This window comes from Pseudomonas sp. IT-P2 (assembly GCF_949767575.1).
Taxonomy (GTDB): domain Bacteria; phylum Pseudomonadota; class Gammaproteobacteria; order Pseudomonadales; family Pseudomonadaceae; genus Aquipseudomonas; species Aquipseudomonas pharyngis.
The window spans coordinates 1-27,000 of sequence record NZ_CATKQA010000008.1; the positions used below are offsets into that span (position 1 = coordinate 1).

Genomic DNA, 27,000 nt, shown 5'->3' on the forward strand with positions numbered 1-27,000 from the left:
GACTCAGAATCTGCCGTCAACCCTTAATTTGAGTTTTCTATCAAGAGAAGGAAAAAGACCGCTTCTATATAGACGGGGACTTGGCGAGTGCGCACTATATTGCCCAATACAACAGCTACTCTTCGGATGATGCCACGCAATGAACGATCAACCTCGCAGCCTTGCCTCAACTCTGTTCCCGGTTGGCCTGCTATTAATAGCCATGGCATCAATCCAGTCAGGCGCTTCGCTGGCCAAAAGCATGTTCCCTATCGTTGGAGCCCAAGGTACTACTACCCTTCGCCTGATCTTCGCCAGCGTGATCATGCTGTTATTGCTTAAACCCTGGAGAGCGAAGCTGACAGCCAAATCACTGCGCACAGTGATTATCTACGGGATGGCGCTAGGCGGCATGAACTTCCTTTTCTATATGTCGTTGCGCACCGTTCCGCTCGGCATCGCAGTCGCGCTGGAGTTCACGGGTCCGCTGGCAGTCGCTATCTATGCCTCGCGTCGCGCGATCGACTTTCTCTGGATTGCCCTGGCTGCCATCGGCTTGTTGCTGTTGATACCGACCGGCGCCACGACAACGGGTATCGATCTGATCGGTGCAGGTTATGCGCTGGGAGCCGGTGCGTGCTGGGCCTTGTATATCCTGTTTGGCCAGAAGGCTGGAGCAGATAATGGCGTGACCACCGCGGCGCTTGGCGTGATGATCGCAGCCCTGTTCGTCGCCCCCATAGGCATCGTCCACGCCGGCAGCGCACTGCTGACACCCGCATTGATCCCGATCGCTATCGGGGTCGCGATCCTGTCCACAGCTCTCCCCTACACACTGGAAATGGTCGCCCTTACCCGCATGCCCGCCCGCACCTTCGGCACGCTGATGAGCATCGAACCGGCCTTCGGCGCACTCTCGGGTCTGTTTTTCCTTCAGGAATACCTCTCTTTGTCACAATGGATGGCGATCCTGTGCATTATTCTGGCCTCCGTAGGAGCAACCATGACGATGGGCAGCACCTCTAAACCCGCCATCGCGGCAGATTGAAAGAGGATTTTACGAAGGTCTGGCAATTGGCGTTCATTTAGGCCATGTTTAGCCTCGCAACCCAGTGCCAGACATGGATTTTTTCGGATAGGGATATCGGAACGCTTCAAGCGAGAGCGCATACAGGCAGACCCGAGCGTCAGACTCGAGGCGGCCATAAGGACGGTAATGAAACGAATTTTGATACTGATCGCCATACTCGCCGTTGCGGGCTGCGCGGCGACGTCGAAGACCCAGGTCAAACACGGCAAAAAAGGGCTGCACATCAACTGTTCGGGGTTGTCCTCCTCTTGGGACAAGTGCTACGCCAGTGCCGCGAACTCTTGCGCGCCGAAGGGCTACAAAGTCATTGCAAAATCTGGCGACACCGTGGAAGAGCCAGGTGATTATCCCTTTGGCCTCAACCCCGCCGGCTATACCAGCCGTAGCATGATCGTCATCTGCAAATAAATCATCGCCCCTACTGCGTTCGCGAAGCGGCGAGCTGGATCCCGATCTCTTCACGGCATGAATCCAGCACCCGCTGCTGAATCCTGGGCGACGCCAGCATACGCGCCACCACCAGTGCTCCGACGCATTGCGACAGAATTGCCCAGGCCAGGCTGTCACTTTCCAGAATTTGCGCCCAATTCTCCTGAAGTTTGCAAATCCACAGCTCGGCCTGCTCCCGCACAACAATATCGGACCGCGCGATCTCGGCGCCCAACGCAGGCAATGCGCAGCCCAGATCAGGCTGCTCGACATGGGCCATGTTCAGATACAGTTTCAAGCATCGCTCCAACCGTTCGCGATCCTGCGTACCCTGCCCGCCCAAGCGCTCCAGACTCTGGCCCAACTCGCGTTCGACGATCGCCGCGAACAAGGCGTCCTTGGACGAGAAATGACTGTAGAACGCCGCCCCGCTCAAGCCGATCGCCTTCATCAGACCATCGACGCCCATTGATGAAAACCCATTTTTTTTCGCAGACAACGAGCTGCTTTGCAGGAGCTTTTCTTTGGTTTCCAGCTTGTGACCGGCGGAATACCGCATGTTTTGTCCTCACATTGAGTGCCTTGACGCTGAGCAAATCCTAGCATAACGTTCGTTCACTTAACGATCGTTTACTAAAGGGATCCACCCATGAATAACAAGAAGGTCGTATTGGTTGTCGGTGCAGGTGATGCCACGGGCGGCGCCATTGCCAGGCGGTTTGCCAAAGAAGGTTTCATCGCTTGCGTCACGCGGCGCAGCGCCGACAAATTGCAGCCCTTGGTGGAAGCCATTCAGATGGACGGCGGCGAAGCCCACGGTTTTGCGTGCGATGCGCGCAAGGAAGAAGACGTAATTGCACTGATTGAAGATATCGAAACCCGCCTCGGACCGATTGAAGCGTTCGTTTTCAACATCGGCGCTAACGTGCCCTGCAGCATTCTTGAAGAAACCGCCCGCAAGTATTTCAAAATCTGGGAGATGGCCTGTTTCTCCGGGTTTCTCAATGCCCGGGAAGTCGCCAAACGGATGGTGACCCGCCGTCGCGGCACGATCCTGTTTACGGGTGCCACCGCTGGTCTGCGGGGCGCCTCGGGTTTTGCCGCATTCGCGGGAGCCAAGCACGGTATCCGGGCTCTGGCACAAAGCATGGCCAGAGAGCTCGGCCCGATGAACATTCATGTCGCCCACGTTGTGGTCGACGGTGCCATCGATACCGATTTCATCCGCGACAACTTCCCTGACAAATATGCCACCAAAGATCAGGACGGTATCCTCGACCCCGAACACATTGCCGAGAACTACTGGTATCTGCATAGCCAGCCACGGGACGCCTGGACGTTCGAACTGGATCTGCGTCCGTGGAATGAACGCTGGTAATCCCACCAAGAACAAAAACAGAGTGCAGCGAACATGAGCAAAACCGTGGAGTTCTATTTTGATCTCGGCAGCCCCGCCACCTACCTGGCGTATACCCAACTGCCGAAAATCTGCGCTGAAACCGGCAGCCAGTTGATCTACATTCCGATATTGCTGGGCGGCGTCTTCAAAGCCACCGGCAACGCGTCGCCGGCAATGATCCCGGCCAAGGGTCGTTACATGTTTCAGGACCTGGACCGCTACGCCAAACGCTACGGCGTGCCCCTGAAATTCAACCCGCATTTCCCGATCAATACCCTGATGTTGATGCGCGCGGTCACCAGCATTCAACTGCGTTATCCGGATCGCTTCCTGGCATTCATCGATTGCCTGTTCAAAGCGCTGTGGGTTGAAGGCCGCGCCCTCGATGAGCCGGCAACAGTTGCCGCCGTGCTGACCGAACATGGCTTCAATCCTGAAGAAGTACTGGCGTTGACCAACGATGAAGCGGTCAAGGCTGCGCTCAAGGACAACACCGAAACCGCCGTGAAGCGTGGCGTCTTCGGTGCGCCGAGCATGTTCATCGACAACCAGTTGTTCTTCGGTCAGGACCGGCTCGACTTCGTTGTGGAAGCCCTGCGTTAAATCTCCACAACCACACCAGTCCGCCTGGGTCAACGCGTTTGTCGACTTCATGACCCAGGCGCTGGCCGCAGCGCCCGAGCTTCAACCTGTTAAATAGCGGCAGTACGGGTGTTCAACCAATCCAGCGCCGCGCCCTCAAGCAACGGGCTCAGACGCTCGCGCACTTCGGCGTGATAGGCGTTGAACCACTGCTTCTCTTCCTGCGTCAGCAACGAGGGCTCCAGGCAGCGAGTGTCGATCGGGCACAGGGTCAGGGTTTCGAACTTGAGGAATTCGCCGAACTCACTGCTCCCCGCTTCAACGTTCATCGCCAGGTTCTCGATCCGCACACCCCAGCGGCCCGGACGATAAGTGCCCGGCTCGATGGAGGTGATCATTCCAGGCTGCATGGCGGTTTGTGGCGCCGGCGCCGCCTGATAGGCGATCACCTGCGGACCTTCATGCACGTTGAGGAAGTAGCCCACGCCGTGACCGGTGCCGTGACCGTAGTCCACGTTTTCGGCCCAGATCGGCGCACGGGCAATCGCATCCAGTAGCGGCGACAGAATGCCTTTCGGGAAATGCGCGCGGGACAAGGCGATCACGCCCTTCAACACCCGAGTGCAGTCACGTTTCTGCTCTTCACTCGGCGTACCGACCGCCACCATCCGCGTAATGTCGGTGGTACCGCCCAGGTATTGGCCACCGGAATCAATCAGCAGCAAGCCGTCACCCTCGATCACCGCGTGTTCTTCCGGAGTGGCGTGGTAGTGCGGCATCGCACCATTGGCGTTGAACGCAGCGATGGTGTTGAAACTCAGCGACACATAATCCGGGCGACGCTCCCGGGCGGCGGTGAGTTTTTCGTCGATGGTCAGTTCGGTAATGCGCTCACGACCCCAGGCCGAATCCAGCCAGGTGAAAAACTCGCACAGCGCCGCGCCGTCCTGCTCCATCGCCTGACGGATGTGTGCGGCGTCCGCCAGGCTCTTCTGCGACTTGGCCAGTGTGGTCGGGTTCAGGCCTTCGACCAGTTTCACGCCAGTGTCGAGGTTATCCAGCAGACCGCTGGTGACCCGCGCCGGATCCACCAGCAGGCTCGCGCCACTCGGGATCGCCCGCAAGGCGTCAGCGACTTCGCTGTAATCGCGCAGGGCCACGCCGTCTTTTTCCAGCACTGCGCGCAGCTCAGCATCGACCTTGCTCAGTGCCACAAAAAGCGTGGCTTGTTGCTGGCTGATCAGCGCGAAGGAAACGAATACCGGGTTGAACGACACATCGCCGCCGCGCAGGTTGAACAGCCAGGCGATGTCGTCAAGGGTGGCGATGAAGTGCCAATCGGCGCCGCGTTCCTGCAAGGTTTCGCGCAGTTTGCCGAGTTTCTCGCCACGGCTGACAGTCGCCTGCGGCGGCAGGTGCTGGTAGATCGGCGCGTTCGGCAACGCCGGGCGATCGCTCCAGACTTCCTTCAACAAGTCGATGTCGGTACGCAGACTGGCGCCCCGTGCTTCTAGCTTGCTGCCCAGCGTACGCGCCGACGCGACGGCCATCACCGCGCCGTCGACCGCAACCACGCCACCTTCCGGCGTCTGCTCGGCCAGCCAGTCCAGCGGGCTCGGCTGACCCGGTTGCAGTTTCACCAGCTCGATGCCGCTGCCCTTGAGTTCCTTGGTCGCCTGTTCCCAGTAACGGCTATCGGCCCAGACCCCGGCGAAATCGTTGGTGACAATCAACGTGCCGACCGAGCCATGGAAACCCGACAGCCATTGCCGGCCCTGCCAGTAACCCGGCAGGTATTCCGACAGGTGCGGGTCGGCGGACGGCACCAGCAACGCATGGATACCTTCGCGACGCATCAATTCACGGGTGTGCGCGAGGCGCTGGGGAACCGTTCCTTCGGTCAAAGTCTGGGTACTCATCATGTCTCCTGCCAATCACTTCATCGTTATTGTTCGTAGCCGTCAGGTCGGCTGGTTAAAGTCCTGTCGCCCAGAATGCCGGAGCACTGGCGCAGGCGGTCTTGATCAGATCTACAGCCTTGTCGATGTCTTCGGCGGTGGTGAAACGGCCGAGGCTCAGGCGAATGGTACGGCCGGCCAGGTGCGCGTCATGCCCCAATGCCAGCAAAACGTGGGACGGTGTGTTGCTCGCGGAATTGCAGGCCGAGGTCGCGGAAAACGCGATCGAATGGCTCAGCGCTGCCGGGTTGAACTCGCCTTCGCTGAAGGTCAGGCTCAAGGTGTGCGGGATACGTTGGGTGCTGCTGCCATTGAGGCGCACGCCGGGCAGGCTCAAGAGTTGTTCGAGCAGTCGTTCGCGCAACGCAACGATGGTTTTCTTCTCGTCATCGAAAGCGTCGGCGGCCAGGGCAAACGCCGAGCCCATGGCAGCAATCTGGTGAGTCGCCAGCGTACCGGAACGCAAGCCGCCCTCGTGCCCGCCACCGTGAATCTGCGCCTGCAAACGCTGTTGCGCACGCGGGCCGACGTACAGCGCACCGATGCCTTTGGGCCCGTAGAGTTTGTGCGCCGAAAACGACATCAGATCGACCGGCCATTGCGCCAGATCGATCGCGACCTTGCCGGCGCCCTGGGCCGCATCGACGTGGAACAACGCCCCGCGCCCACGCACCACTTCGCCGATGGCCGGGATGTCGTTTACGGTACCGAGTTCGTTGTTGACCAGCATCAGCGACACCAGAAAGGTGTCTTCACGCATCGCTTCGCTGACCGCTTGCGCGGTAATCAGGCCTTCGGCGTCCGGCACCAGATAGGTCACGGCGACACCGGCGTCCTGCAATTGCCGGGCGGTGTCGAGGATGGCTTTGTGTTCGATCTGACTGGTGATGATGTGCCCGCCGGACACACCACGGGCCTGGGCCACGCCTTTCAGTGCAAGGTTGTTGGATTCGGTGGCGCCGGAGGTCCAGACGATCTGCTGCGCCTGGGCGCCGACCAGTTCGGCGACTTGCCGGCGAGCGTTCTCGACCGTTTGCCGGGCCTGCTGGCCGAAGGCGTGGGAACTGGAAGCCGGGTTGCCGAAATTACCGTTGAAACCCAGACACTCGATCATCACCTGGATGACCCGCTCGTCCACCGGGGTGGTGGCGGCGTAATCGAAATACAGCGGACGTGTGTTCATAAAAAGACTCGCAGAGCGTGTTCCGGGATCAGGAGGCTCGTGTCTGCAAACGGCACGACGCAGCCTTGTGAGCTGCGTCCGGGTTCGAGAGCGTCATCAATACCTGATCGGAGGCCGTTAAAGAAGAACAACTTCATTTAAAAGTGCGTAGGAACGCTCCTGAACGCGACTTTAACAGGCATCGGGCCGGCGGTTGTAGCGCTGCGTCAGCTAAAGCTTTCAAGGAGTAACGGATACAGCGAAATCACCAGCAGCGCTGCCATGCCCCAGTTGAACAGCCGCAACCAGCGGCGATCCTTGAGCACGTTGCGCAGCAAGGTCCCGCACGCCGCCCAGACGCCGACGCTTGGCAGGTTGATGATGGCGAACACCGCCGCAATCACGATCACGTTGGTGAAATAGCCCTGCATCGGCGTGTAGGTGCTGATGGCACCAATGGCCATGATCCACGCCTTGGGGTTGACCCACTGAAAAGCGGCCGCGCCGAGATAGCTGATCGGTTTCGCCTCGCCCTGCTCGCTGTCGCCGACCGGGCCGGAGTGAGCGATTTTCCATGCCAGGTACAGCAAGTACGCCGCGCCGACATAACGCAGGATCGTATAAAGCAGCGGATAGGTCTGGAATACCGCGCCCAGGCCAAAACCCACCGCCACCACCAGCACGAAGAAGCCGCAGGTAATGCCAAGCATATGAGGGATGGTGCGGTTGAAACCGAAGTTCACGCCCGATGCCAGCAACATGGTGTTGTTCGGCCCCGGTGTGATCGAGGTGACAAGGGCAAACAGGGCAAAGCCCAGCAACAGGTCGAGCGAGAGGGTCATGGCAGGCAGTCCGTCAGGGTCATTCAGGTGTTGACCCTATCCCACGGCGCCGCGCAAACCCACGGACAGTTGGGTAAAACTTCGAGCAGTACAGTTTGCTATCAGCTTGGACGACCGTGCAGCTGTACGGCCCGCTCGGCGCTCATTTCACCCTTGGTATCGAAACCGAATGTCTTCTGTGGCTGGCCGAGCAATTCGGCTTTTTTCGCGTGGTATTCCTCGAAGGACAGACCGCGACGGTTCAGCGATTCAAGCGCCAGTTCGCGGGTTTCCTCCGCCGTGTAAGGGCGCAGTTCCGGGGAACCATGGCTCGCGCAACCGGCGAGAACAGAGACAGCGAGCATCAGCGAAACAGTCAGTAAACGATTCATGGGAGCGTCCTGGCGAGCAGTGTGGGTCGATGGAGAAAGGCTACGCCCGGGCACGCTTTGGCAGAAATCAACGCTCTCAATAGTGGCTATCAGAATTCGGGCAGGATTCGCTCTGCATATTCTCAAAAGACCTATCAATATCAATTAACAGTCTTTTACGGAATAAAAGTCAGCCTTTATAAATCCTTCATCGCGTTCGGCACTGTTGCTCCAGCAACTGTTTCCCAGGCAACAGCGGTTCAACAAACCCGCCTGAAAGTCACACGAGCACAGCCGCCGACAACGCTCAAAGCCCCGGAATACGGGCCTTACAGGAATTGGTACAGCGCTTGCTCTGCTCCAGTGACTACTCACTGCTCGCCGAGCAACTGTTGAAAAAGGAACTGACCATGTCGCGTCCACTGAAAGTCGTCGCCCTGTCCGGCGGAACCTGGCGTCCGTCCCGCACCCTGGTGCTGACCCAGGCCCTGCTGGCCGAATTGTCCGGGCACTTGCCGGTCGAGAGTCATCTGATCGAACTCGGCGACATCGCCCGCCCACTTGGCGGCGCACTGTCCCGCCAGGAGTTACCGGCCGAGATCGAAGCCGAGCTGCAAGCCATCGAACAGGCTGACCTGCTGATCGTCGCCGCGCCGGTCTATCGCGGTTCCTATCCTGGATTGCTCAAGCATTTGTTCGACCTGATCGACCTGAATGCGCTGATCGACACACCAGTGCTGCTCGCCGCCACCGGTGGCAGCGAACGCCATGCGCTGGTCCTCGATCACCAGTTGCGCCCGCTGTTCAGTTTCTTCCAGGCCGTGACCCTGCCGATTGGCGTGTACGCCACCGAAGCCGATTTCGCCGACTACCAGATCACCAGCGAACCGCTCAAGGCACGTATCCGTCTGGCCGCCGAACGCGCCGCGCCGCTGTTCGGCACTCACATCAAACCGTTGCTGAAAATCGCCTGAGGAGCTGTTCATGGATGTTTTCTGGTTCCTGCCGACCCACGGCGACGGTCACTATCTGGGCACCACCCAAGGCGCGCGCCCGGTCACCCTCAATTACCTGAAACAGGTGGCGCAAGCCGCCGACAGCCTCGGTTACCACGGCGTGCTGATTCCCACCGGGCGTTCCTGCGAAGACTCGTGGGTGATCGCCTCGGCGTTGGTGCCGCTCACCGAACGCCTGCGTTATCTGGTGGCGATTCGTCCGGGGATCATCTCGCCAACCGTCTCGGCGCGCATGGCCGCGACCTTGGATCGACTGTCCAACGGCCGCTTGCTGATCAATGTCGTGACCGGCGGTGACCCGGACGAAAACCGTGGCGACGGCAGTTTCCTCAGCCACAGCGAACGCTACGAAGTCACCGATGAATTCCTCAAGATCTGGCGCCGGGTGCTGCAAGGCGAAGCGGTGGATTTCGAAGGCAAACACCTGAAGGTACAGAACGCCAAGGCGCTGTATCCGCCGGTGCAGAAACCCTATCCGCCGCTGTACTTCGGCGGTTCCTCCGACGCGGCCCACGATCTGGCCGCCGAGCAGGTCGACGTGTACCTGACCTGGGGCGAACCGCCGGCCGCCGTCGCCGAGAAACTCGCCGACGTGCGTGAACGCGCCGCCCGTCACGGGCGCAAGGTGAAATTCGGCATTCGCCTGCACGTGATCGTGCGTGAGACCGCCGAAGCAGCCTGGAAAGCCGCTGACAAACTGATCGAACACATCAGCGACGAAACCGTTGAAGCCGCGCAGAAATCCTTTTCCCGTTTCGACTCCGAAGGCCAGCGACGCATGGCTGCCCTGCACGACGGGCGCCGCGACAACCTGGAAATCGCCCCCAACCTGTGGGCCGGCGTCGGACTGGTGCGTGGCGGTGCCGGTACCGCATTGGTCGGCGATCCGCAGCAAGTGGCAGCGCGAATCAAGGAGTACGCAGACCTCGGCATCGAGAGTTTCATCTTCTCCGGCTATCCGCATCTGGAAGAGGCCTACCGCTTTGCCGAGCTGGTCTTCCCGCTGTTGCCCGAGCCGTACGCGAGCCTGGCCGGACGCGGCGTGACCAACCTCACCGGGCCGTTTGGCGAAATGATCGCCAACGATGTACTGCCCGCCAAAGCCAACGCCTGAGGAAGACCGAGTGACTGCCAAACCGCAAAGCACCCTGCTCTCCCCGTTGCAGACCGCCCGCCAACTGGCCGCCGAATTTGCCCTGACCGCCGTCGAGCGCGACGAGCGTGGCGGCACACCGAAAGCCGAACGTGACGCCCTGCGCGACAGCGGTCTGCTGGCCCTGAGCATTCCCACCCGTTACGGCGGCCTCGGCGCGCGCTGGAGCGAAACCCTGGAAGTCGTGCGCGAATTCGCCAAGGTCGACAGCTCGATCGCCCACGTCTTCGGCTTTCATCATTTGATGCTTGCCACCGTGCGCCTGTTTTCCCGCCCCGAACAATGGCAACCGTGGTTCGAACAGACCGCGCGGCAGAACTGGTTCTGGGGCAACGCGCTCAACCCGCTGGACACCCGCACCGTGGTCAAGGATCTGGGCGGCTGGCGCGAGTTTTCCGGCAAGAAGAGCTTCTGCTCCGGCGCCAGCGATTCGCAGATGCTGATCGCCTCGGCGGTGGACGAAAGCAACGGCGGCAAACTGTTGATCGCGGCGATCCCCAGCGGCCGCAGCGGCATCACCCTGCATAACGACTGGAACAACATCGGCCAGCGCCAGACCGACAGCGGCAGCGCCACGTTCGAACGGGTGCGGGTCGAAGAGTCGGAACTGCTGCTGGATCCCGGTCCGTTGAGCACACCGTTCGCCTGCTTGCGCCCGTTGATCGCGCAACTGACGTTCACCCACATGTTTCTCGGCATTGTCGAAGGGGCCTTTGAAGAGGCGCGGCAATACACCCTCAGCGAAACCCGTGTCTGGCACAAATCCTCGGTGCGCGAGGTGCGCGAAGATCCGTATGTGCTGGCCCATTACGGCGAGTTCTGGGTCGCCCTCGAAGGTATTCGTCTGCTGGTAGAACGCGCCGCCGCGTTGCTCGACGAGGCCTGGGCCAAAGGCCCGAACCTCAGTGCCGAAGAACGCGGTCACCTGGCCACGGCAATTGCCACGGCCAAGGTCGCCGCCAGTCGTCAGGGTCTGGATATCTGCAGCCGATTGTTCGAAGTCACCGGCGCCCGTTCGACTCACGCGTCGCTGCGTCTGGATCGACACTGGCGCAACCTGCGCACGCAAACCCTGCACGACCCGCTGGATTACAAGCTCCACGAGCTGGGCGACTGGGCGCTGAACCAGTCCCTGCCGGTGCCAACGTTCTATTCCTGATTTTCTTTCGTGGAGCGAGACCCCATGCAACTGCTGACCCTGCCGCCCTCACCCGCCCTGGCCACTTCGATTCGCGCCACCGCCCAGGTGTTCGAAGACCCGAAATCCCAGGCCCTGCTCGCGCATCTGCAACAGGTCGCACCGAGCGAAGCCAGCGTGCTGATCATCGGCGAAACGGGCACCGGCAAAGAGTTGGTAGCGCGGCACATCCACAACCTGAGCAACCGGCGCAACCGGCCGTTCATTGCAGTCAACTGCGGGGCGTTTTCCGAATCGCTGGTGGAAGCCGAACTGTTCGGCCACGAAAAAGGCGCCTTCACCGGTGCCCTCAGCGCCAAGGCCGGGTGGTTTGAAGAGGCGGATGGCGGCACCCTGTTCCTCGATGAAATCGGCGATCTGCCGATGGCGATCCAGGTCAAATTGCTGCGGGTGTTGCAGGAGCGTGAAGTGGTGCGCCTGGGTTCGCGCAAGAGCATTCCCATCGATGTGCGGGTGCTGGCGGCGACCAACGTGCAACTGGAGAAAGCCATCAACGCCGGGCATTTCCGCGAGGATCTGTATTACCGGCTGAACGTGGTCAATCTGGAGCTGAGCCCATTGCGCGATCGGCCCGGCGACATCCTGCCGCTGACCCGGCATTTCATCGAGGCCTACAGTCAGCGCCTGGGTTACGGGCGCATCACCATCAGCCCCGGCGCCGAGCACAAGCTGCGCGGCTACAGTTGGCCGGGCAATATCCGCGAACTGGAAAACGTCATCCACCACACGCTGCTGATCTGCCGTAACGGCGTGATTGAGCGCGACGATCTACGTCTATCCAACCTGCGCATCGACCGTCCCGACGATCAACACGCGGCCGCCGACGACTCACCGGAAGCGCTGCTGGAACGCGCCTTCCAGAAACTCTTCGAGCAACAGGCCGGCGCCCTGCATGAGAAGGTCGAGGACGCATTGCTGCGTGCGGCCTATCGCTTCTGCCATTACAACCAGGTGCACACCGCGTCCCTGCTCGGCCTGAGCCGCAACGTCACCCGCACGCGACTGATCAAAATCGGCGAACTGGCGGTGAACAAGCGGCGGCCCACGGAAAACCTGCAAGGCGAGCGCTTGATCCAGCTGTCGATCTAGCCGACCAGTTGGCAATGCAAGCCATCGTCGTGACTGCGAGCGATGCTGCTCAGCACCTGGAATGAACCGAAGGTCACGGTTCGCGCCTGATGAGTGCGGATCAGTTGCCAGAAATCCTGCTCGCCGGTTTCGAAACTCTGGAACGCCGCCTCCCCCGCCTCGCGGGACTGCCATTGCAGAAAGCTCAACACTCGCCGGCCATCGTCGCTGGCCTGGACGCTCGCGCTGACGAAGCCTGAGTAACGCTGGGCCAGACGTTCGGTCTGCAGCGCCAGCGCCGAGACCAGCGCCGGTTGCTGGCCGGGTTCGATTTCAAATTCGATCAATTGGGTAAAGCTGCGGTTTTTCGCTGGTGCTTGCATGAGATCCCCACTCGGTCAGGCGAATCTTGCGATTCGAAGGCCTGCAGGGTAAAACCTCGAGTTAACTAGAGGTCAAGGGGCATTTTTCAAATGATCACTGCGAAAAATCTGCACAAGCAACTGACCGTCGGCGAAGTTGCGGCCCGCAGCGGTGTGGCGGTCACCGCCCTGCACTTTTATGAATCCAAAGGGTTGATCAAGAGCCAGCGCAATGCCGGCAACCAGCGGCGTTATCCACGGGAAGTACTGCGGCGGGTGGCGCTGATCAAGGTGGCGCAACGCCTGGGCATTCCACTGGCAGAAATCGGCGAGGCGTTGAAACAGCTACCGGACAACCGCGCACCAACGGCGGCGGACTGGAAAGTGTTGTCGGAGCAGTGGCGGCGTGAGCTGGACGAACGGATCAATCAGCTGATGCTGCTGCGGGACCGGCTGACCGGTTGCATCGGTTGCGGATGCCTGTCGATGGAGGCCTGCCCGCTGCGCAATCAGGGCGATGTGTTGGGCGAGCAAGGGCCGGGAGCACATTTCCTAGATGTTCCCAAGTGAGGGTTCCAGAGGAACCCTCGGATTGATCGATCAGAAACCCGGCGCAATCTGCCCTTTGTAGCGAGTCAGAATGAACTGACGCACTTCATCGGAATTCAACGCCTTGGCCAGTTTCTGCAGGCCCGGGTCGTTGATGTTGTCAGGCCGTGCGACCAGAAACTCGATGTACAGGCTCTTGCCCTTCTCGACGATCAGTGCGCTGTTGGTGTCGATCCCGGCTTCCAGCGCGTAGTTGGCGAACACGAATGCCAGATCCACCTGACTCACTGAACGAGCGAGCAATGCGCCCTCCAGTTCACGGATTTTCAGGTGCTTGGGGTTTTCGACGATATCGCGCTGGGTGGCCAGGGTGTTGCTCGGATCCTTGAGTTTGATCAGCCCGGCCTCGTGCAACAGCACCAGGGCGCGACCGGTGTTCACCGGGTCATTGGGGATCGACACACTGGCGCCGTCCTTCAGCTCCGAAATGTTCTTGATCCTGGTCGAGTAGGCGCCGAACGGTTCGATGTGCACGCCGACCACCGGCACCAGATCGGTGTGGCGGGTCTTGTTGAAATCATCGAGAAACGGCCGGTACTGGTAATAGTTGGCGTCGAGGTTTTTCAGCGCCAGTTGCTGGTTGGGCTGGATGAAGTCGGTGAAGACCTTGATGTCCAGATCCACGCCTTCCTTGGCCAGGGTCGGTTTGACGAACTCGAGGATTTCCGCATGCGGCACCGGGGTGGCGCCGACGATCAGTTTTTCGTTGGCATGGGCGCCGAACGACAGAACGGCAGCCAGTACGGCCAGGGTCTTTTTCATGCTGTGCTCCAAGGCAGACTTGAGTGGCCGTCGTGGGGTGAACGTGGGGCCTTTATGGGTTGAACTTGTTTTTTCAGCGTCGGCTGTAGTGCGCCACCAGACGGTCGCCGGTCATTTGCAGGGCCTGCACCAGAATCAGCAGCAACACCACGGTGACCACCATCACGTCAGTCTGAAAGCGCTGATAGCCGTAGCGGATCGCCAGATCGCCGAGCCCGCCGCCACCGATCACGCCGGCCATCGCCGTGTAGTCCACCAGCACGATGGCGGTGACCGTCACCGCCGCCAGCAACCCGCCGCGGGCTTCCGGCAACAGGGTGTGGCGGATGATCTGCCAGGTGTTGGCGCCCATGGCCTGGGTCGCCTCGACCACGCCGCGATCGACTTCGCGCAACGCGGTTTCCACCAGTCGCGCAAAGAACGGTGTGCAACCGACCACCAGCGGCGGAATCGTTCCGGGCACGCCCAGCGAGGTGCCCACCAACAACGTGGTCAGCGGAATCAGCACGATCAGCAAAATGATGAATGGCAGCGAACGCAGCATGTTCACGATCACCGACAGCACCCGGTACAGGCCGACGGTTTCATGCAACTGGCGCTTGCCGGTGAGAAACAGCAGCAGCCCCAGCGGCAGGCCCAGCAACACCGTGAACAGCAACGCCGCGCCGAGCATGCTCAGGGTGTCGAGACAGGCCTGGGCGATGTCGGCCCAGTAAATGTGTTTGAACCACTCGGCCATGATCAGGACCAGTCGTGACGCGGCGGTTTGACGCCGTTGAGCAGCCAGTTGCCGACCACGTGGTATTTCCAGCGCACCGGGTCATGCAGGGTGTGGACCCGAGCATTGCGCCAGTGGCGGTCGAAGTTGTGCTTTTTCAGGGTCGAGCGGGTACCGCCGAGTTCGAACAGCTTGTTGCTGGCCTCGATGGCGATTTCGGTGGTCAGCACTTTGGCCTTGGCCACGGCCAGGGACGCCAGTGCGACGTTGTCTTCATCAGGCGCCGGACGTGCGGCGTCGAGCGCCCAGCCGGCGCGTTCAAGCAAGGCTTCGGCGGCTTCCAGACGGATTTCCAGTGCGCCGATCTGAATGATGGTCAGCGGATCTTCGCTGGCCTTGTCCACACCTGCATCGATCCATGGCCTCGCAAACTGGCGGACGAATTCCACGGTATCGCGCAACGCTGCCCGGGCAATGCCGGCGTCGATGGCAGCGGTGGTCAACTGGGCGAAAGGCCCGGCCAGGGTCGGGCTCTCGTAGGAACGGTACGTCGGAAACAGATTGAAGGGCGCCACTTGCAGATTTTCCGCCAGCACCGTGCCGCTGGAAGTAGTGCGCTGACCGATGCTGTCCCAGTCGTCGACGATCACCAGCCCTTTCGTACCGCGCTCGACGAAGGCCAACTGGCCCTTCTGCTCTTCATCCAGCGCCAGCACCGCCAGCCAGTGGGCGTAGAGCGAACCGGTGCAGTAGCCCTTGCGGCCGTTGATCACGTAGCCGTCGCCATAACGGCGGAGGGTCGCCTGAATGTCCTGCACGTTCTTGCCGCCGGTTTCCGACAGCGCATTGGCGAAGCGATGACCTTGCAGCGCCAGCTCAAAGAAATGCGCCTGTTGGGCCGGAGTGCCTTGCAGGCGGATGTCTTCGAGCAGGCAGTAATGGTTTTGCGGAATCTGCCCGAGGGACGGATCGGCGGCGGAAATGATCGCGATCACCTGCGCCAGCACCGCAAGGGACACCTGCGCGCCACCGTACTCCTTCGGCACGGTGATGCCCCACAGGCCACTGTTGGAATACAGGTCGACGATCTCGGCGGGCACTTCACGGCTGCGGTCACGCTCGGCGGCGTGTTCCTGCAAGACGGCGGCGACCTGCACAGCCACGCGCAAAGCTTCGGCGTCGTCGGCGATCCGGTGGGCGGCCGGCGGGTTGATCGGATAAACGGCAGATTCAGACATGGATGACTCTCGGTATCGGTGTTGTACCGGGTCATTGCAGCTTCTGTGCCTGACGCAAAGGCCTTGTTTTACGGGGGCTGCAGCGGAACTTCAGGGCGTCTGGCGATGAAAACTTGCGCATTCTGTTGCTTCGCTGTCGATGGCTGAACAGTGGGAGGCCTGCTCGTCGGCTACTCGGTCACGGCGGCGGCACGGATCTATAGTTGAGCGACCGGCAACCCCGGCGAAGGCACACCTTTAACCTCTAATAAAAACCAGGCAACAAATAACAGGGAGTACCGCCATGAGCGTCAAACCCATTCCCGAGGGGTATCACAGCATTACCCCGTACCTCGGCATTCACAAAGCTGCCGAAGCCATCGATTTCTATAAGAAAGCATTCGGTGCCACCGAAGTCATGCGCCTGAGCATGCCCGACGGCGGCATCGGCCACGCCGAACTGCGCATCGGTGACAGCGCGATCATGCTCGGCTCGCCGTGCGATCAAGGGCCGTTGAGCAATCCGGACACAGCGGTGTCGGTCGGTCTGCATCTGTACGTGACTGATGTCGACAAATCCTTTCAGCGTGCGCTGGAGGCCGGCGCCACCTCGGTGTCCGAGGTCAAGGATCAGTTCTACGGCGACCGCAGCGGCACGTTGAAAGATCCGTACGGGCATCTGTGGTTCCTGGCCACGCGCAAGGAGGATCTGACGCAAGAGCAGATCGAGCAGCGGGCGAAGGAGATGTTTGAGCAGGGGTAATGTGAATGATCGACCAGCATGGCGGTTGTCTGTAGAGCGTCAACTGCCTTGTTTGATGACCAAGCATCCAAAGAAGAACAAGGAGACTTGCAACGTAAAGGCAAAGTGCTATACCTCAAGATACGGTGTCCAGCATTCATCGAAACTGAATCAATTGAATACTGGCCGTCCGCCAAGGAAGGATCCCATGCTCCCATTTCGTCAGGTATTTCTGATTTCTTGGGCAGTTTTATCCGCCTCCGCGTCAAACTCGATACAGGCTACCGACTACCTCTGTAGCAGCGCCTCTAAAGATTCAGACTCGATTCCCGCTGCGCTACGTAGCGAAACACCGTTGATAAAATTCGCCCAAGTAGCAGATGCCAATAGTCTCAGGCGTTACCAAGTCATCGAATATCGAAATGGTGTTCTCTTGAAATCATTGGGCAATCAGCCCAGCCTCGCCGGACTGACTCGAAAAGGCGGCAACATTCAAAATTTTCCAAATCTACCCCCGCTCGATATGGAAAAAATAGAACTTCCACCTGGCACTATCGCATTGCAGGAGGAAGTTTTATCCCAACAGATATCTCCAGGATTGCTGGATACATTCCCTCTACATCCCCAAAACCAAAACCTCGACAAGGCATTGCTGGCATTCGGCCCACGAACAGATATCACTAGCCATACAATCAACACGCCAGATACAACGACACAACTGAGGGAGTCCATGAAAAATCCTGCCACGGCAGGCGCAGCAAAAACGCTCCTCGATTACTATTCGAAGCCAGAACTATCAACCTGTACGCAAAGCATCACATCTGATTACGTGGTTGCACGTTCTGCATTGAAAGGTACTGGCATAAAGTCCGTGCAAGAGATTTCGCGGCAATATCTGACCGATAAAAAATCGCTCTACGCTCAATATAACGATACAGACTTTCAAAAAATCATTGAAACGTATATCAGCTCCCTGAAAGCCATGGTGCTGAATTGCTATATACCTGCGGAGAACTCCCCTTTTGCCCAAAAACATGCCTTGCTCACCAAAATGGGTGAGATCGCCTGGGGGAAGAATGCGGCTTGCACCGGCTTGTCAGTCGGCAGTCCGATCTATGTCCTGACCGCTCGCCATTGCTTTGAAAACCTGTCCAATCATTCCGACATGTGGTTCAGGCCAGCCATGAGCAAGGACCGATATCAAATTTGTGCAATCAGCCAATCCAATGCCTTGACCGAGGACAAGCTCAACGATCTGTCGCAAGATCAGGTTCTTGTACGTATTGCACCTGGCCTGAAAGATCCCGGAGAACTCAATGTCCTGCTGAGATCCGCACTGCACTCAATGACCGATCAGAAAGCAGGTGTTAGTAACTCCCCGACCCTATTGACCCAAATCTCCTACATGCCGCTGGCCAACCTGCTTTTTCCAAAGACTTTCCCGTCAGGTTTCGTGCAAGGAAAAGCCGAGTTGTGCGCAGCAAAAGTTAAAGACACTGGATGTTTCAGCCATCTTTGCAGTGCGGAGTCGGGAGGAAGTGGCTCCGCCCTGTTTGTAAACGACGAATCAAAACTGACACTTGCCGGAACTCATATCGGACAGTCAGAAAACGACCCCACAGCAAAAGTCTGCGAAGAAGGCTTTGGGTTGAACGTAGCTACCTACATAAACAAAAAGTTACTAGAACCCTTTCCAAAAACCGTGAGATTTATCGAAAGCCAATAAGCCGAGGGAACGACCATGTCTGTAAAAAAAATTTTAGCTGGCGGTCTTGTGTTAATCCTCGCTGGCTGCAGCAGTCATTCAGAAATGAAGTCCACACCTGACAAACAAGTAGACTCCAGTTATCAGATGCGGGTCGGTTTTTCATCCGCGGACAACTGCCCGGTGACTCGAGGAAACGACAAGGAGTCGGCTGCAATTGCCGCCGTTGGAGTTGCAATAGCCGCTGAAGTTGCTGGCAAACTGGTTGGAAATGCCGTCGATGCGCTTGGAGACTACCTCAGTAAAGATCAAGCGATCAGTTATAAAGACAGTAGTCGCATGAATGGCTTTGCAAAATCGAGCAAGGGTGGAGAACTTAGCTCCAACGATGAAGAGGGGTGCATGATCATCGTAATCGCCAAGGACTTCGGTACTCCGGCGAATAATACATTCTCCTCTTACTTCACCGATCCCACTTTGCAGACTGCGAGTCCTGCAATCAATCGTGCCACAGGGGTCAATGGCCCGCTGGCGTTGTACCTTGAAGCGAGATTCAAGTTCAGTGGCGGAAAAGGCAATACTCCCACAGCTTTTACCTTCGTTCCGGTTTACTGGTATTACCCCCGATTCGTCACCCCCGACAGCTGGCGCTTCGGTTCCGAACGCGATGTATTGCTTCGCGCGGAGTTGAGCACCCCGGGAGCTGCTTCTCCTTTCGGACTGTTGGAGTTGCAGTGGAGCGCAGTTAAAAGCGGAGGCATAAGTAGCCAGTCCGTCGTGGGCAGGAAGCTGCCGTGGTCCCCCTTACCTGAAGGGTTGACGCTAGCTGCGTCCAAAGTGACTTCTGAAATCCAGAAACCGATTTACCCCGTCAACGTCAAAGCCATCTTCACAGAAACAGCCAAGCCTTATGTATTGCTCAAATACACAGGCGATGCTCTGAAAAACCAAAAAGCGACATTGAGCGGCGCAGCCGAGGAAAGCGTAACGCAGGCGTTTTCCCAACAGGCGCGAATCACTGCCAGACAGTCGGCCGTGGGGGATATCGAAAAAAAATATAACGACTACTCGACCGCCTACGACAACGCAAGTGCAAGCTACACCACTTATAAAAATGCCACCGGCATTGAAAAAACCAAAGCACTCGTGAGGGCCAGAATCGCTTATGAAAAACTGGACAACAGCGAAACCACTCTGCAGGCCGCCTATAACAATGCAGGAATTGGCTCATTTGAGCCCCTGCCGGCACTGACGCCTCTTCAATAGACGCACTGTTGGCAACACATTTCATGGACAGACAATTCACGGTTTGTGCCTTGCCCCGGAGGACAGCTGATTCCACTATGCAGACAACAATCTGAATAGAGGGTCAGCCTCCGATGTTTGCCGGATTCGTCAAAGACCAGCGCCACGTCAACGGTGTGGACATCAGCTACCGCATCAAAGGCAGCGGCCCGGGCCTGCTGTTGTTGCACGGGCACCCGCAGACCCACGTCATCTGGCACAAGATCGCCGAGCAATTGGCGGAGCGCTTCACGGTGATCGCCGCCGACCTGCGCGGTTATGGCGACAGCAGTCGCCCGCCGGCCGATGAGGCTCACCTCAATTACTCGAAACGCGAGATGGCCCGCGACGGCGTGGAATTGATGAAGGCGTTGGGTTTCGAGCAGTTCTCGATCCTTGCCCACGACCGTGGCGCGCGGGTTGCCCATCGCCTGGCGCTCGATCATCCCGCGGTTGTGCAGCGCATGGTCCTGCTCGACATCGCGCCAACGCTGGCGATGTACAGCCAGACCAATGAAGCCTTCGCCCGGGCCTACTGGCACTGGTTCTTCCTGATCCGCCCGGCACCGTTGCCGGAAACCCTGATCGAAGCCGATCCTGAAGGTTACCTGCGCAGTGTCATGGGCAGCCGTAGCGCCGGGCTCGCACCCTTCACCGACGAGGCATTCAGCGAATACCGGCGTTGCCTGGAACGTCCCGGCAGTGCTCGTGGGATCTGCGAGGATTACCGTGCCAGTGCCGGCATCGACCTGGAACATGATCGCGCCGACATCACGACTGGTCGCCACCTGAACCTGCCGTTGCTGGTGCTGTGGGGCGCCGAGGGCACCGTCGGTCGCTGCTTCGATCCGCTGAGGGAATGGCAACAAGTTGCCACTGATGTACGGGGCAAGGCTTTGCCGGCCGGGCATTACCTTGCCGAAGAAGTCCCTGAGCTGTTACTGACCGAAGCGCTCGACTTTCTACGCTGATCCTTTCCTTCAATCCGGCGGCACGCGCCGTCGGACTGCTTCGCCTCCCCCGCAGAAATCCGCCCACGCGACAGCGAACTGCAATCGCGAAACATTTACTTTCATATCGTTCATCGGGATTTGCTTCGGTCATCCGTCTTATAGAGATGCGGGCCGGTCGCGTAGGCAAAAGCCACGACCGGCCTTTCAGGGGACTCCCGTGCTGCGAAGCCCGTAGTACCGCTCCCTCTCACTGAATCAAGACCCGTCATCATGTCGAAGAAATCCCGCTCGAAACTGTGGTTCCTGGTACACAGCTGGCTGGCGTTGCCGATCTGGTTTTTCGTTCTGATCGTCTGCGTCACCGGCACCCTGGCGGTGGTCAGCCAGGAAATCGTCTGGCTGGCCAACCCGCAGATGCGCGCCAGCGCCCCTTCGGACGACGCACCATTGCTCAGCTATGATCAGGTCCTGGCCGCGATCAAGAAGGCCGAACCGCAGACAGTGGTGCAAAGCATCAGTCGTCCGGACGAATCGCACTTTGCCCTCGACGTCGAGGTCAGCTACCCCGACGGGCGTTCACTGACGGTCTACGTCAACCCGTACACCGGCGTCATCCAGGGCCCCGCGCCAACCTTCAACTTCAAGGCGTTCACCCGCGCACTGCATGGCTGGTGGCTGGTGCCGTTCACCAACGGCTTCAGTTGGGGCTGGTACCTGGTGTCGTTCCTCGGCCTGCCGATGCTCGCTTCGCTGGTGACCGGGCTGGTGGTGTACAAGCGCTTCTGGAAAGGCTTTTTCCGCCCGACCCTGCGCATTCGTCACGGTGCGCGGATTTTCTGGGGCGACTTTCACCGCCTCAGCGGCATCTGGTCGATCTGGTTCATCGCGGTGATTTCCATTACCGGCGTGTGGTTCCTGATCCGCGCCCTGCTGTTCGATTTCCAGATTTCCATTTCCAGCGAGCCGGTCATCCCGGCGATGTCCCGGGAAAGTGTGCCGATCTCCGCCGACGGCACACCTCCACCGCGGATCAGTCTCGACTCGGCCATCGAGATCGCTCAACAAAAGATCCCGGGGCTGGAAGCCAGTTTCGTCAGCCTGCCCGGCAACGCCTACAGCCACATGAGTGTCGGTGGTCGTGGCTGGTATCCGCTGATGTTCCAGACCGCCACGCTCAATCCTTACAACGGTGACATTGCCGCCTCGCGCCTGCTGTCCGACCGCTCCGCCCTGGAGTTCGTCACCGAATCGATGCGTCCGCTGCACACCGGCGATTTCGGCGGAATCTGGATCAAGCTGATCTGGTTCTTCTTCGGCCTGCTGCTGAGCATGATGGTTCTCAGCGGCCTGCTGATCTGGACCAAGCGCACCGCCCTGGCCACGCTCAACGCACTCAAGCGCGAAGACAAGAGAAACCGCAAGGTCGCGTCACGATCGACGTCCCGACATGAACCTTCGGAGGTGCGTCCGTGAGCCACATTGGAATAACACCACCGTCGCGCCTGAACCGGTTCTGGCACAAATGGCGTTTCCACCTCAACGTCCTGTTGCTGCTGATCCCGCTCGGTTTCATGCCCAAATACTTCGCCGATGCTTCGCTGTTTCGTGGTGACAGCGGACTGGGTGAACGGGAGATCGGCGAAATCCAGGTCGGTCCCTGGAGCCTGCGACTGGCCGAACTGCGCAATCAGGCCCCGATCCTGACCGGCCCCGCCGGCTACATGAAAGATTTCAGCGCCGCCCTCTGCGACGCCTGTGTCGACCACGTCAAGGCGACGTACCTGCGCATCGGCAAACCTCGCAGCCTGCGCGCGGCCGGGGTGATTTTCTTCGGCACGCCGTACCGCATGGGTACCCAGTTGCCGGTGCCGGAAAAAACCGCTGCCGACGCCGAACTGTGGATCACCATGGAAGGCTGGGACGGCAGCATGCACCAAGCCTCGATTCCGCTGAGCCAGGCCTCGCCTGCCACCCTCGCCTGGCTGAACAAACAAGGAGCCAAACCATGAGTCATGCCCAACGCCCCTTCCGCTTGCTCCTGAGCAATACCTTGCTGGTGCTGACTGCCGGTTTCAGCGCCGGCGTCCTGGCCCATAATCCGATGTGCGAGTGCAAGGCCATCGATGCCGAGCAGATCAAGTGCACCGGCGGTTTCTCCGACGGCAGCGGCGCGCCGGGGGTGACCCTCGATGTGATCGGCTACGACGAAACCATCCTGGTGCCGGGCAAGCTCGGCGCCGACTCGACCCTGACCTTCAAGAAACCCGGCGCCGAGTTCTACGTGCTGTTCGACGCCGGCCCTGGCCACGTGGTCGAAATCGACCAAGCGGATATCGAAGCCCCATGACCACGCCGACCACCCAGGTTGTCCGCCCGGCCGGTGCCGGGCACGAAACCCTCAATGTGCTGCTGATGTGCCTGCTGATTATCGCGGTTGCCGGCTCGGTAGTGACATGGCGCGGCGTTTCCCGCGAACCGGAGCCGGTTTCAAGCCATCAACTGGACGCCCGTCGCGACCTTGGCGCCAGCGAGCAGGGCATCTATGCGGATCTGCGCGTGACCCTCGACGAGATCCGCCTGCTGCGTGAAGAACAGCAAACGCTGCCAAGCCCGCAGAACCTGGCCGATGAAGGTTTTGCACCGTTCGCCCAGGACGCCAGCTCGGTCAGTCGTGGTGGCCATGCCTGGCAGTTGCTGGCCGACCGCGCCTACTTCGGCCACAGCCAGGCACCAGCCGTGGCCGGTTCGTTTCTGATGCGCCTCAACGCAGCCGACGACGCTGCGCCGGACATCTGGCTCAACCGCGCCACCGACCTGCAAGCGCCGAAAGACCTGTCAGACGCAGCGCTGACCGCTGCCGGATGGAAACAGATCGTCGCGCAATTCGATGCCGGGGTGACCCGCGAACATCGCCATTGAACCCTCGCCTTTACCGAGAGAAGACCGCTTGCCCATGCCTAGTTCATCTCAACGCCGTCCTTTCCTGCGCCTGCTGCTGATCGGTCTGTGCGCCTGCCTGCTGAGCCCGCTGGCCAGCGCCGATCAGGCCAAGCGCCTGCGCATCGGCATCACCCTGCATCCGTATTACAGCTATGTGGCGAACATCGTCGGCGACAAGGCCGAGGTCGTGCCGCTGATTCCCGCCGGCTTCAACCCGCACGCCTACGAGCCGCGCGCCGAAGACATCAAGCGCATCAGCGGGCTGGATGTGATCGTGCTCAACGGCGTTGGCCATGACGACTTCGCCGATCGCATGATCGCCGCCAGCGAAACGCCGAACATCAAGACCATCGAAGCCAACGAAAACGTGCCGTTGCTGGCCGCCACCGGGGTTGCCGCGCGCGGTGCTGGCAAAGTGGTGAACCCGCACACCTTCCTTTCGATCAGCGCCTCGATTGCCCAGGTCAACAACATCGCCCGTGAGCTGGGCAAGCTCGACCCGGACAATGCCAAGGCTTACACCCAGAACGCCCGCGCCTACGGCAAACGCCTGCGGCAGATGCGCGCCGACGCCCTGGCCAAGCTGACCCAGGCGCCGAACGCCGAACTGCGAGTGGCCACGGTGCACGCCGCTTATGACTACCTGCTGCGTGAATTCGGCCTGGAAGTCACCGCGGTGGTCGAGCCGGCCCACGGCATTGAGCCAAGCCCGAGCCAGTTGAAGAAAACCATCGACCAACTGCGCGAGCTGGACGTGAAAGTGATCTTCTCCGAGATGGATTTCCCGTCCACCTACGTCGAAACCATCCAGCGTGAATCCGGTGTGAAGCTGTACCCGCTGTCGCACATTTCCTATGGCGAATACACCGCCGACAAGTACGAAAAGGAAATGACCGGCAACCTCAACACCGTAGTGCGGGCGATTCAGGAGTCCGGCGCATGACGGCTCAGGAAAACCTCTCAATCACCCTTAACGGCCCGACCCTGGATTTCGCCGACGTCAGCCTGACTCTTGGGCGCACGACGATTCTGGACAAGGTCTCCTTCCAGGTGCAGCCCGGCAGCGTGCATGCGCTGGTCGGCCCCAACGGCGGCGGCAAGAGTTCGCTGATCAAGACCCTGCTCGGGCAGATGCCCCATCAGGGCCGGCTCAGTCTGCAATGGCCCGGCGAGCCCGGCACCATCGGTTACGTGCCGCAGGCGCTGGAATTCGACCGCGGCCTGCCGATGACCGTCGACGACTTCATGGCTGCCATGTGTCAGCGGCGCCCGGCCTTTCTCGGCCTGAGCAAACGCTACGCCGGCGCCATCGGTGATGCGCTGGAGCGGGTCGGCATGCAGGACAAGCGCAAGCGCCGGATGGGTGCGCTGTCCGGTGGCGAACGCCAGCGGGTACTGCTTGCCCAAGGCCTGATTCCAGCGCCGCAATTGCTGGTGCTGGATGAACCGATGTCGGCCCTCGACGAAGCCGGGATCCAGGTGTTCGAACGTTTGCTCGGTGACTGGCGTGCGGCGGGCATCACCGTGCTGTGGATCGAGCACGATCTGGAAGCGGTCGGGCGTCTGGCCAATCGCGTCACCGGCCTCAACCGCCGGGTGCTGTTCGACGCCACGCCGCAACAGGCCCTGACTCCGGAGCGCCTGCTGACCCTGTTCTCGACCCATCCACGGAGCGCTGCCTGATGAGTTACGAAGCCTTTCGTTTGATGGTGCAAGGCTGGGCCTCATCCGGTTACCTGCCGGAAGCCCTGGCCTATGGATTTGTGGTCAATGCCTTGCTCGCCGGTCTGCTGATCGGCCCGGTACTGGGTGGCCTCGGCACGCTGGTGGTGGTCAAGCGCTTCGCGTTTTTCTCCGAGGCGGTCGGCCACGCGGCACTGACCGGGGTGGCCATCGGCATTCTGCTCGGCGAACCCTACACCGGGCCTTACGGCAGCCTGTTCGGCTACTGCCTGTTGTTCGGGATTTTGCTCAATTACCTGCGCAACCGTACCGGGCTGGCCCCGGACACATTGATTGGCGTATTCCTGTCGGTGTCTCTCGCTCTGGGTGCCAGCCTGCTGCTGATTCTGGCAGGCAAGATCAACGTGCACATTCTGGAAAACGTGCTGTTCGGCTCGGTGCTGACGGTCAACGGTAACGACCTGCTGGTGCTGGCGATTGTCGGCTCACTGGTCATGGCGCTGGCCCTGCCGCTGTACAACCGGATCATGCTCGCCAGCTTCAACCCGCAACTGGCGGCGGTGCGCGGCGTCGCGGTGAAGACCCTGGATTATCTGTTCGTGATTCTGGTGACACTGATTACGGTTGCCGCGGTGAAAGTCATCGGCGCGATTCTGGTCGGTGCGCTGCTGGTGATTCCGGCGGCGGCGGCTCGTTTGCTCAGCCAGTCGCTCAAGGGCTTTTTCTGGTGTTCGGTGCTGATCGCCACGGTCAGCACGCTGTGCGGGATTCTTGCGCCGATCGTGTTCGACCTGCCGATTCCGTCCGGCGCCGCGATCATTCTGGTCGCCGGTATCGCCTTCGCCCTCGCCGCAATTGCCCGGGGCGTCGTCCCCAGTCTGAAAGGGAACCTTGGATAAATGGCTTTTTCATTACGACAACTTGCTCTGGCCATTGCCCTAAGCGGCGTGGTTTCGAGCCCTCTGCTGGCTGCCGAGAAACCATTGCGGGTGCTGGCCTCGCTGCCGATCACTTATGGTCTGGGCGAAGTCCTGATCAAAGGCACCGACATCAGCCTCGAACGCGCAGCACCGGCCAACCTGCCAGGCAGCCGCCAGACCGCCTACTTCACCGGTCGCGGCGCCCCGGCGCTGAGCAAACTGGCCACGGGCGCCGATGCAGTGATCGGCGTGCGCTCGCTGTGGGCCGATGACCCGCTGTACCCGATCGCCCGCCGCAGCAACATCCGCATCGTCGAAGTCGACGCAGCCCGCCCGGTGGACGGCGCCCTGCCCGGCATTGCCGTGCAACCGGGGCTCAAGGTCGACGGCCTGAACAGTCAGCCGTGGCTGGCGAGCAACAACATGGGGCGTATGGCTGACGTGATGGCGGCGGATCTGGTGCGCCTGGCACCGAAGGACAAACCGAAGATCGAGGCCAATCTGGCGGCGCTGAAACAGCGTCTGCTGAAACTCAGTGCCGACAGCGAAGCGCGTCTGGCCCGTGCCGACAACCTGAGCGTGATGAGCCTGAGCGATCACTTCGGTTACCTGATCGGCAGCCTCAATCTGGAGTTGATCGGACAGGACGCTCGACCGGATGCCGAATGGACGCCGGAGGAGCTGAAAAAACTGACCGCGACTTTGAAAGACAACGACGTAGCAGTGGTGCTGCACCACCGCCAGCCTTCGGATGCGGTGAAAGCGGCGATTGCCGAATCGGGCAGTCAACTGCTGGTGCTCAGCACCGATGCAGCGGATCCGGTGGCAGAGCTGGAAGGCAATGTGGATGTGCTGCTCAAGGGCTTGAGCGGCGCCTAA

General features: G+C 60.0%; 30 protein-coding genes. 21 read left to right on the forward strand and 9 right to left on the reverse strand.

Features of this window, described 5'->3' with window-relative positions:
* Positions 1-139 precede the first annotated feature (139 nt).
* Positions 140-1,027, forward strand: a complete 888-nt coding sequence (gene rhtA, locus ACM6JM_RS05435; protein ID WP_039770325.1) for a threonine/homoserine exporter RhtA — start codon at positions 140-142, stop codon at positions 1,025-1,027.
* Between the two features lie 168 nt (positions 1,028-1,195).
* Complete coding sequence (locus ACM6JM_RS05440; RefSeq protein WP_007955851.1) at positions 1,196-1,477, forward strand: hypothetical protein; 282 nt, start codon at positions 1,196-1,198, stop codon at positions 1,475-1,477.
* Between the two features lie 10 nt (positions 1,478-1,487).
* Here the strand turns inward: ACM6JM_RS05440 and ACM6JM_RS05445 are convergent, their stop codons facing one another.
* Positions 1,488-2,057, reverse strand: coding sequence for a TetR/AcrR family transcriptional regulator (locus tag ACM6JM_RS05445; RefSeq protein ID WP_039770327.1), 570 nt, complete (start codon positions 2,055-2,057; stop codon positions 1,488-1,490).
* Positions 2,058-2,147: 90 nt separating this feature from the next.
* On the opposite strand from ACM6JM_RS05445, the gene ACM6JM_RS05450 reads away from it, so the two are divergent.
* Both ACM6JM_RS05450 and ACM6JM_RS05455 read left to right on the forward strand, forming a co-directional pair.
* Positions 2,148-2,876, forward strand: coding sequence for an SDR family oxidoreductase (locus ACM6JM_RS05450; protein ID WP_064598189.1), 729 nt, complete (start codon positions 2,148-2,150; stop codon positions 2,874-2,876).
* 33 nt (positions 2,877-2,909) lie between these two features.
* A complete protein-coding gene (locus ACM6JM_RS05455; protein WP_414881421.1) occupies positions 2,910-3,500 on the forward strand; it encodes a 2-hydroxychromene-2-carboxylate isomerase in 591 nt (196 codons plus the stop codon).
* An 89-nt stretch (positions 3,501-3,589) separates the two neighbouring features.
* Here ACM6JM_RS05455 and ACM6JM_RS05460 read toward each other — a convergent pair whose 3' ends face one another.
* The 4 genes from ACM6JM_RS05460 to ACM6JM_RS05475 all read right to left on the reverse strand — a co-directional run bounded on the left by ACM6JM_RS05460 (position 3,590) and on the right by ACM6JM_RS05475 (position 7,812).
* A complete protein-coding gene (locus ACM6JM_RS05460; protein ID WP_414881422.1) occupies positions 3,590-5,398 on the reverse strand; it encodes an aminopeptidase P family protein in 1,809 nt (602 codons plus the stop codon).
* 55 nt (positions 5,399-5,453) lie between these two features.
* Positions 5,454-6,620 carry an aminotransferase class V-fold PLP-dependent enzyme gene (locus ACM6JM_RS05465; RefSeq protein WP_074687904.1) on the reverse strand — a complete coding sequence of 389 codons (1,167 nt, stop codon included), beginning with the start codon at positions 6,618-6,620 and terminating at the stop codon, positions 5,454-5,456.
* Between the two features lie 206 nt (positions 6,621-6,826).
* Positions 6,827-7,441, reverse strand: a complete 615-nt coding sequence (locus ACM6JM_RS05470; RefSeq protein WP_039770336.1) for a LysE family translocator — start codon at positions 7,439-7,441, stop codon at positions 6,827-6,829.
* A 101-nt stretch (positions 7,442-7,542) separates the two neighbouring features.
* A complete protein-coding gene (locus tag ACM6JM_RS05475) occupies positions 7,543-7,812 on the reverse strand; it encodes a hypothetical protein (RefSeq protein WP_103386315.1) in 270 nt (89 codons plus the stop codon).
* Positions 7,813-8,201: 389 nt separating this feature from the next.
* Here ACM6JM_RS05475 and msuE point away from each other — a divergent pair, with 389 nt between their 5' ends.
* The 4 genes from msuE to ACM6JM_RS05495 are packed head-to-tail and all read left to right on the forward strand — an operon-like array spanning position 8,202 to position 12,247.
* Entirely contained in the window at positions 8,202-8,765 is a 564-nt protein-coding gene (gene msuE, locus ACM6JM_RS05480) for an FMN reductase (protein ID WP_039770717.1), read from the forward strand.
* Positions 8,766-8,775: 10 nt separating this feature from the next.
* Positions 8,776-9,921 carry an FMNH2-dependent alkanesulfonate monooxygenase gene (gene ssuD, locus ACM6JM_RS05485; protein WP_414881423.1) on the forward strand — a complete coding sequence of 382 codons (1,146 nt, stop codon included), beginning with the start codon at positions 8,776-8,778 and terminating at the stop codon, positions 9,919-9,921.
* Positions 9,922-9,931: 10 nt separating this feature from the next.
* Entirely contained in the window at positions 9,932-11,119 is a 1,188-nt protein-coding gene (locus ACM6JM_RS05490; protein WP_414881424.1) for an acyl-CoA dehydrogenase family protein, read from the forward strand.
* Between the two features lie 24 nt (positions 11,120-11,143).
* Positions 11,144-12,247 carry a sigma-54 interaction domain-containing protein gene (locus ACM6JM_RS05495; RefSeq protein ID WP_039770342.1) on the forward strand — a complete coding sequence of 368 codons (1,104 nt, stop codon included), beginning with the start codon at positions 11,144-11,146 and terminating at the stop codon, positions 12,245-12,247.
* Here ACM6JM_RS05495 and ACM6JM_RS05500 read toward each other — a convergent pair.
* Positions 12,244-12,609: an antibiotic biosynthesis monooxygenase gene (locus ACM6JM_RS05500; RefSeq protein ID WP_011335234.1), complete on the reverse strand. Its 366-nt coding sequence runs from the start codon at positions 12,607-12,609 to the stop codon at positions 12,244-12,246. The two genes, ACM6JM_RS05495 and ACM6JM_RS05500, sit on opposite strands and share 4 nt — an antisense overlap.
* Before the next feature lie 90 nt (positions 12,610-12,699).
* Between ACM6JM_RS05500 and soxR the strand changes: the two genes are divergently transcribed.
* A complete protein-coding gene (gene soxR, locus ACM6JM_RS05505) occupies positions 12,700-13,158 on the forward strand; it encodes a redox-sensitive transcriptional activator SoxR (protein WP_039770345.1) in 459 nt (152 codons plus the stop codon).
* A gap of 30 nt (positions 13,159-13,188) precedes the next feature.
* On the opposite strand, the gene ACM6JM_RS05510 is transcribed toward soxR, so the two are convergent.
* From ACM6JM_RS05510 to ACM6JM_RS05520, 3 genes are all read right to left on the reverse strand, one after another.
* A complete protein-coding gene (locus ACM6JM_RS05510; protein ID WP_064598203.1) occupies positions 13,189-13,959 on the reverse strand; it encodes a MetQ/NlpA family ABC transporter substrate-binding protein in 771 nt (256 codons plus the stop codon).
* A 73-nt stretch (positions 13,960-14,032) separates the two neighbouring features.
* Positions 14,033-14,698, reverse strand: coding sequence for a methionine ABC transporter permease (locus ACM6JM_RS05515; RefSeq protein WP_007955819.1), 666 nt, complete (start codon positions 14,696-14,698; stop codon positions 14,033-14,035).
* A gap of 2 nt (positions 14,699-14,700) precedes the next feature.
* Positions 14,701-15,915, reverse strand: a complete 1,215-nt coding sequence (locus tag ACM6JM_RS05520) for an SfnB family sulfur acquisition oxidoreductase (protein WP_414881425.1) — start codon at positions 15,913-15,915, stop codon at positions 14,701-14,703.
* A gap of 283 nt (positions 15,916-16,198) precedes the next feature.
* Between ACM6JM_RS05520 and ACM6JM_RS05525 the strand changes: the two genes are divergently transcribed.
* The 12 genes from ACM6JM_RS05525 to ACM6JM_RS05580 all read left to right on the forward strand — a co-directional run bounded on the left by ACM6JM_RS05525 (position 16,199) and on the right by ACM6JM_RS05580 (position 27,000).
* The gene (locus tag ACM6JM_RS05525; protein WP_414881426.1) at positions 16,199-16,657 is read left to right on the forward strand and encodes a VOC family protein; all 459 of its coding nucleotides are present in this window, start codon (positions 16,199-16,201) and stop codon (positions 16,655-16,657) included.
* A gap of 187 nt (positions 16,658-16,844) precedes the next feature.
* A complete protein-coding gene (locus ACM6JM_RS05530) occupies positions 16,845-18,362 on the forward strand; it encodes a trypsin-like serine peptidase (RefSeq protein ID WP_152618111.1) in 1,518 nt (505 codons plus the stop codon).
* A 15-nt stretch (positions 18,363-18,377) separates the two neighbouring features.
* Positions 18,378-19,607: a hypothetical protein gene (locus tag ACM6JM_RS05535; protein ID WP_414881427.1), complete on the forward strand. Its 1,230-nt coding sequence runs from the start codon at positions 18,378-18,380 to the stop codon at positions 19,605-19,607.
* A 113-nt stretch (positions 19,608-19,720) separates the two neighbouring features.
* Positions 19,721-20,596 carry an alpha/beta fold hydrolase gene (locus ACM6JM_RS05540; RefSeq protein WP_414881428.1) on the forward strand — a complete coding sequence of 292 codons (876 nt, stop codon included), beginning with the start codon at positions 19,721-19,723 and terminating at the stop codon, positions 20,594-20,596.
* Positions 20,597-20,848: 252 nt separating this feature from the next.
* On the forward strand, positions 20,849-22,051 hold the full coding sequence (locus ACM6JM_RS05545) for a PepSY-associated TM helix domain-containing protein (protein ID WP_039770359.1): 1,203 nt from the start codon (positions 20,849-20,851) through the stop codon (positions 22,049-22,051).
* Entirely contained in the window at positions 22,048-22,587 is a 540-nt protein-coding gene (locus tag ACM6JM_RS05550; protein WP_085744923.1) for a thiamine pyrophosphate-binding protein, read from the forward strand. The genes ACM6JM_RS05545 and ACM6JM_RS05550 overlap by 4 nt, the downstream gene beginning before the upstream one ends.
* Entirely contained in the window at positions 22,584-22,925 is a 342-nt protein-coding gene (locus tag ACM6JM_RS05555) for a hypothetical protein (RefSeq protein ID WP_039770363.1), read from the forward strand. The genes ACM6JM_RS05550 and ACM6JM_RS05555 overlap by 4 nt, the downstream gene beginning before the upstream one ends.
* Positions 22,922-23,497 carry a DUF6162 family protein gene (locus ACM6JM_RS05560; RefSeq protein ID WP_039770365.1) on the forward strand — a complete coding sequence of 192 codons (576 nt, stop codon included), beginning with the start codon at positions 22,922-22,924 and terminating at the stop codon, positions 23,495-23,497. The genes ACM6JM_RS05555 and ACM6JM_RS05560 overlap by 4 nt, the downstream gene beginning before the upstream one ends.
* A 34-nt stretch (positions 23,498-23,531) precedes the next feature.
* On the forward strand, positions 23,532-24,461 hold the full coding sequence (locus ACM6JM_RS05565) for a metal ABC transporter substrate-binding protein (RefSeq protein WP_039770367.1): 930 nt from the start codon (positions 23,532-23,534) through the stop codon (positions 24,459-24,461).
* Positions 24,458-25,201 carry a metal ABC transporter ATP-binding protein gene (locus ACM6JM_RS05570; RefSeq protein ID WP_074687922.1) on the forward strand — a complete coding sequence of 248 codons (744 nt, stop codon included), beginning with the start codon at positions 24,458-24,460 and terminating at the stop codon, positions 25,199-25,201. The genes ACM6JM_RS05565 and ACM6JM_RS05570 overlap by 4 nt, the downstream gene beginning before the upstream one ends.
* Positions 25,201-26,100, forward strand: a complete 900-nt coding sequence (locus tag ACM6JM_RS05575; protein ID WP_003226663.1) for a metal ABC transporter permease — start codon at positions 25,201-25,203, stop codon at positions 26,098-26,100. Before ACM6JM_RS05570 ends, ACM6JM_RS05575 begins: the two co-directional genes overlap by 1 nt.
* Positions 26,101-27,000 (forward strand): metal ABC transporter substrate-binding protein, encoded by a 900-nt coding sequence (locus tag ACM6JM_RS05580; RefSeq protein ID WP_163976016.1) that lies wholly within the window; start codon positions 26,101-26,103, stop codon positions 26,998-27,000.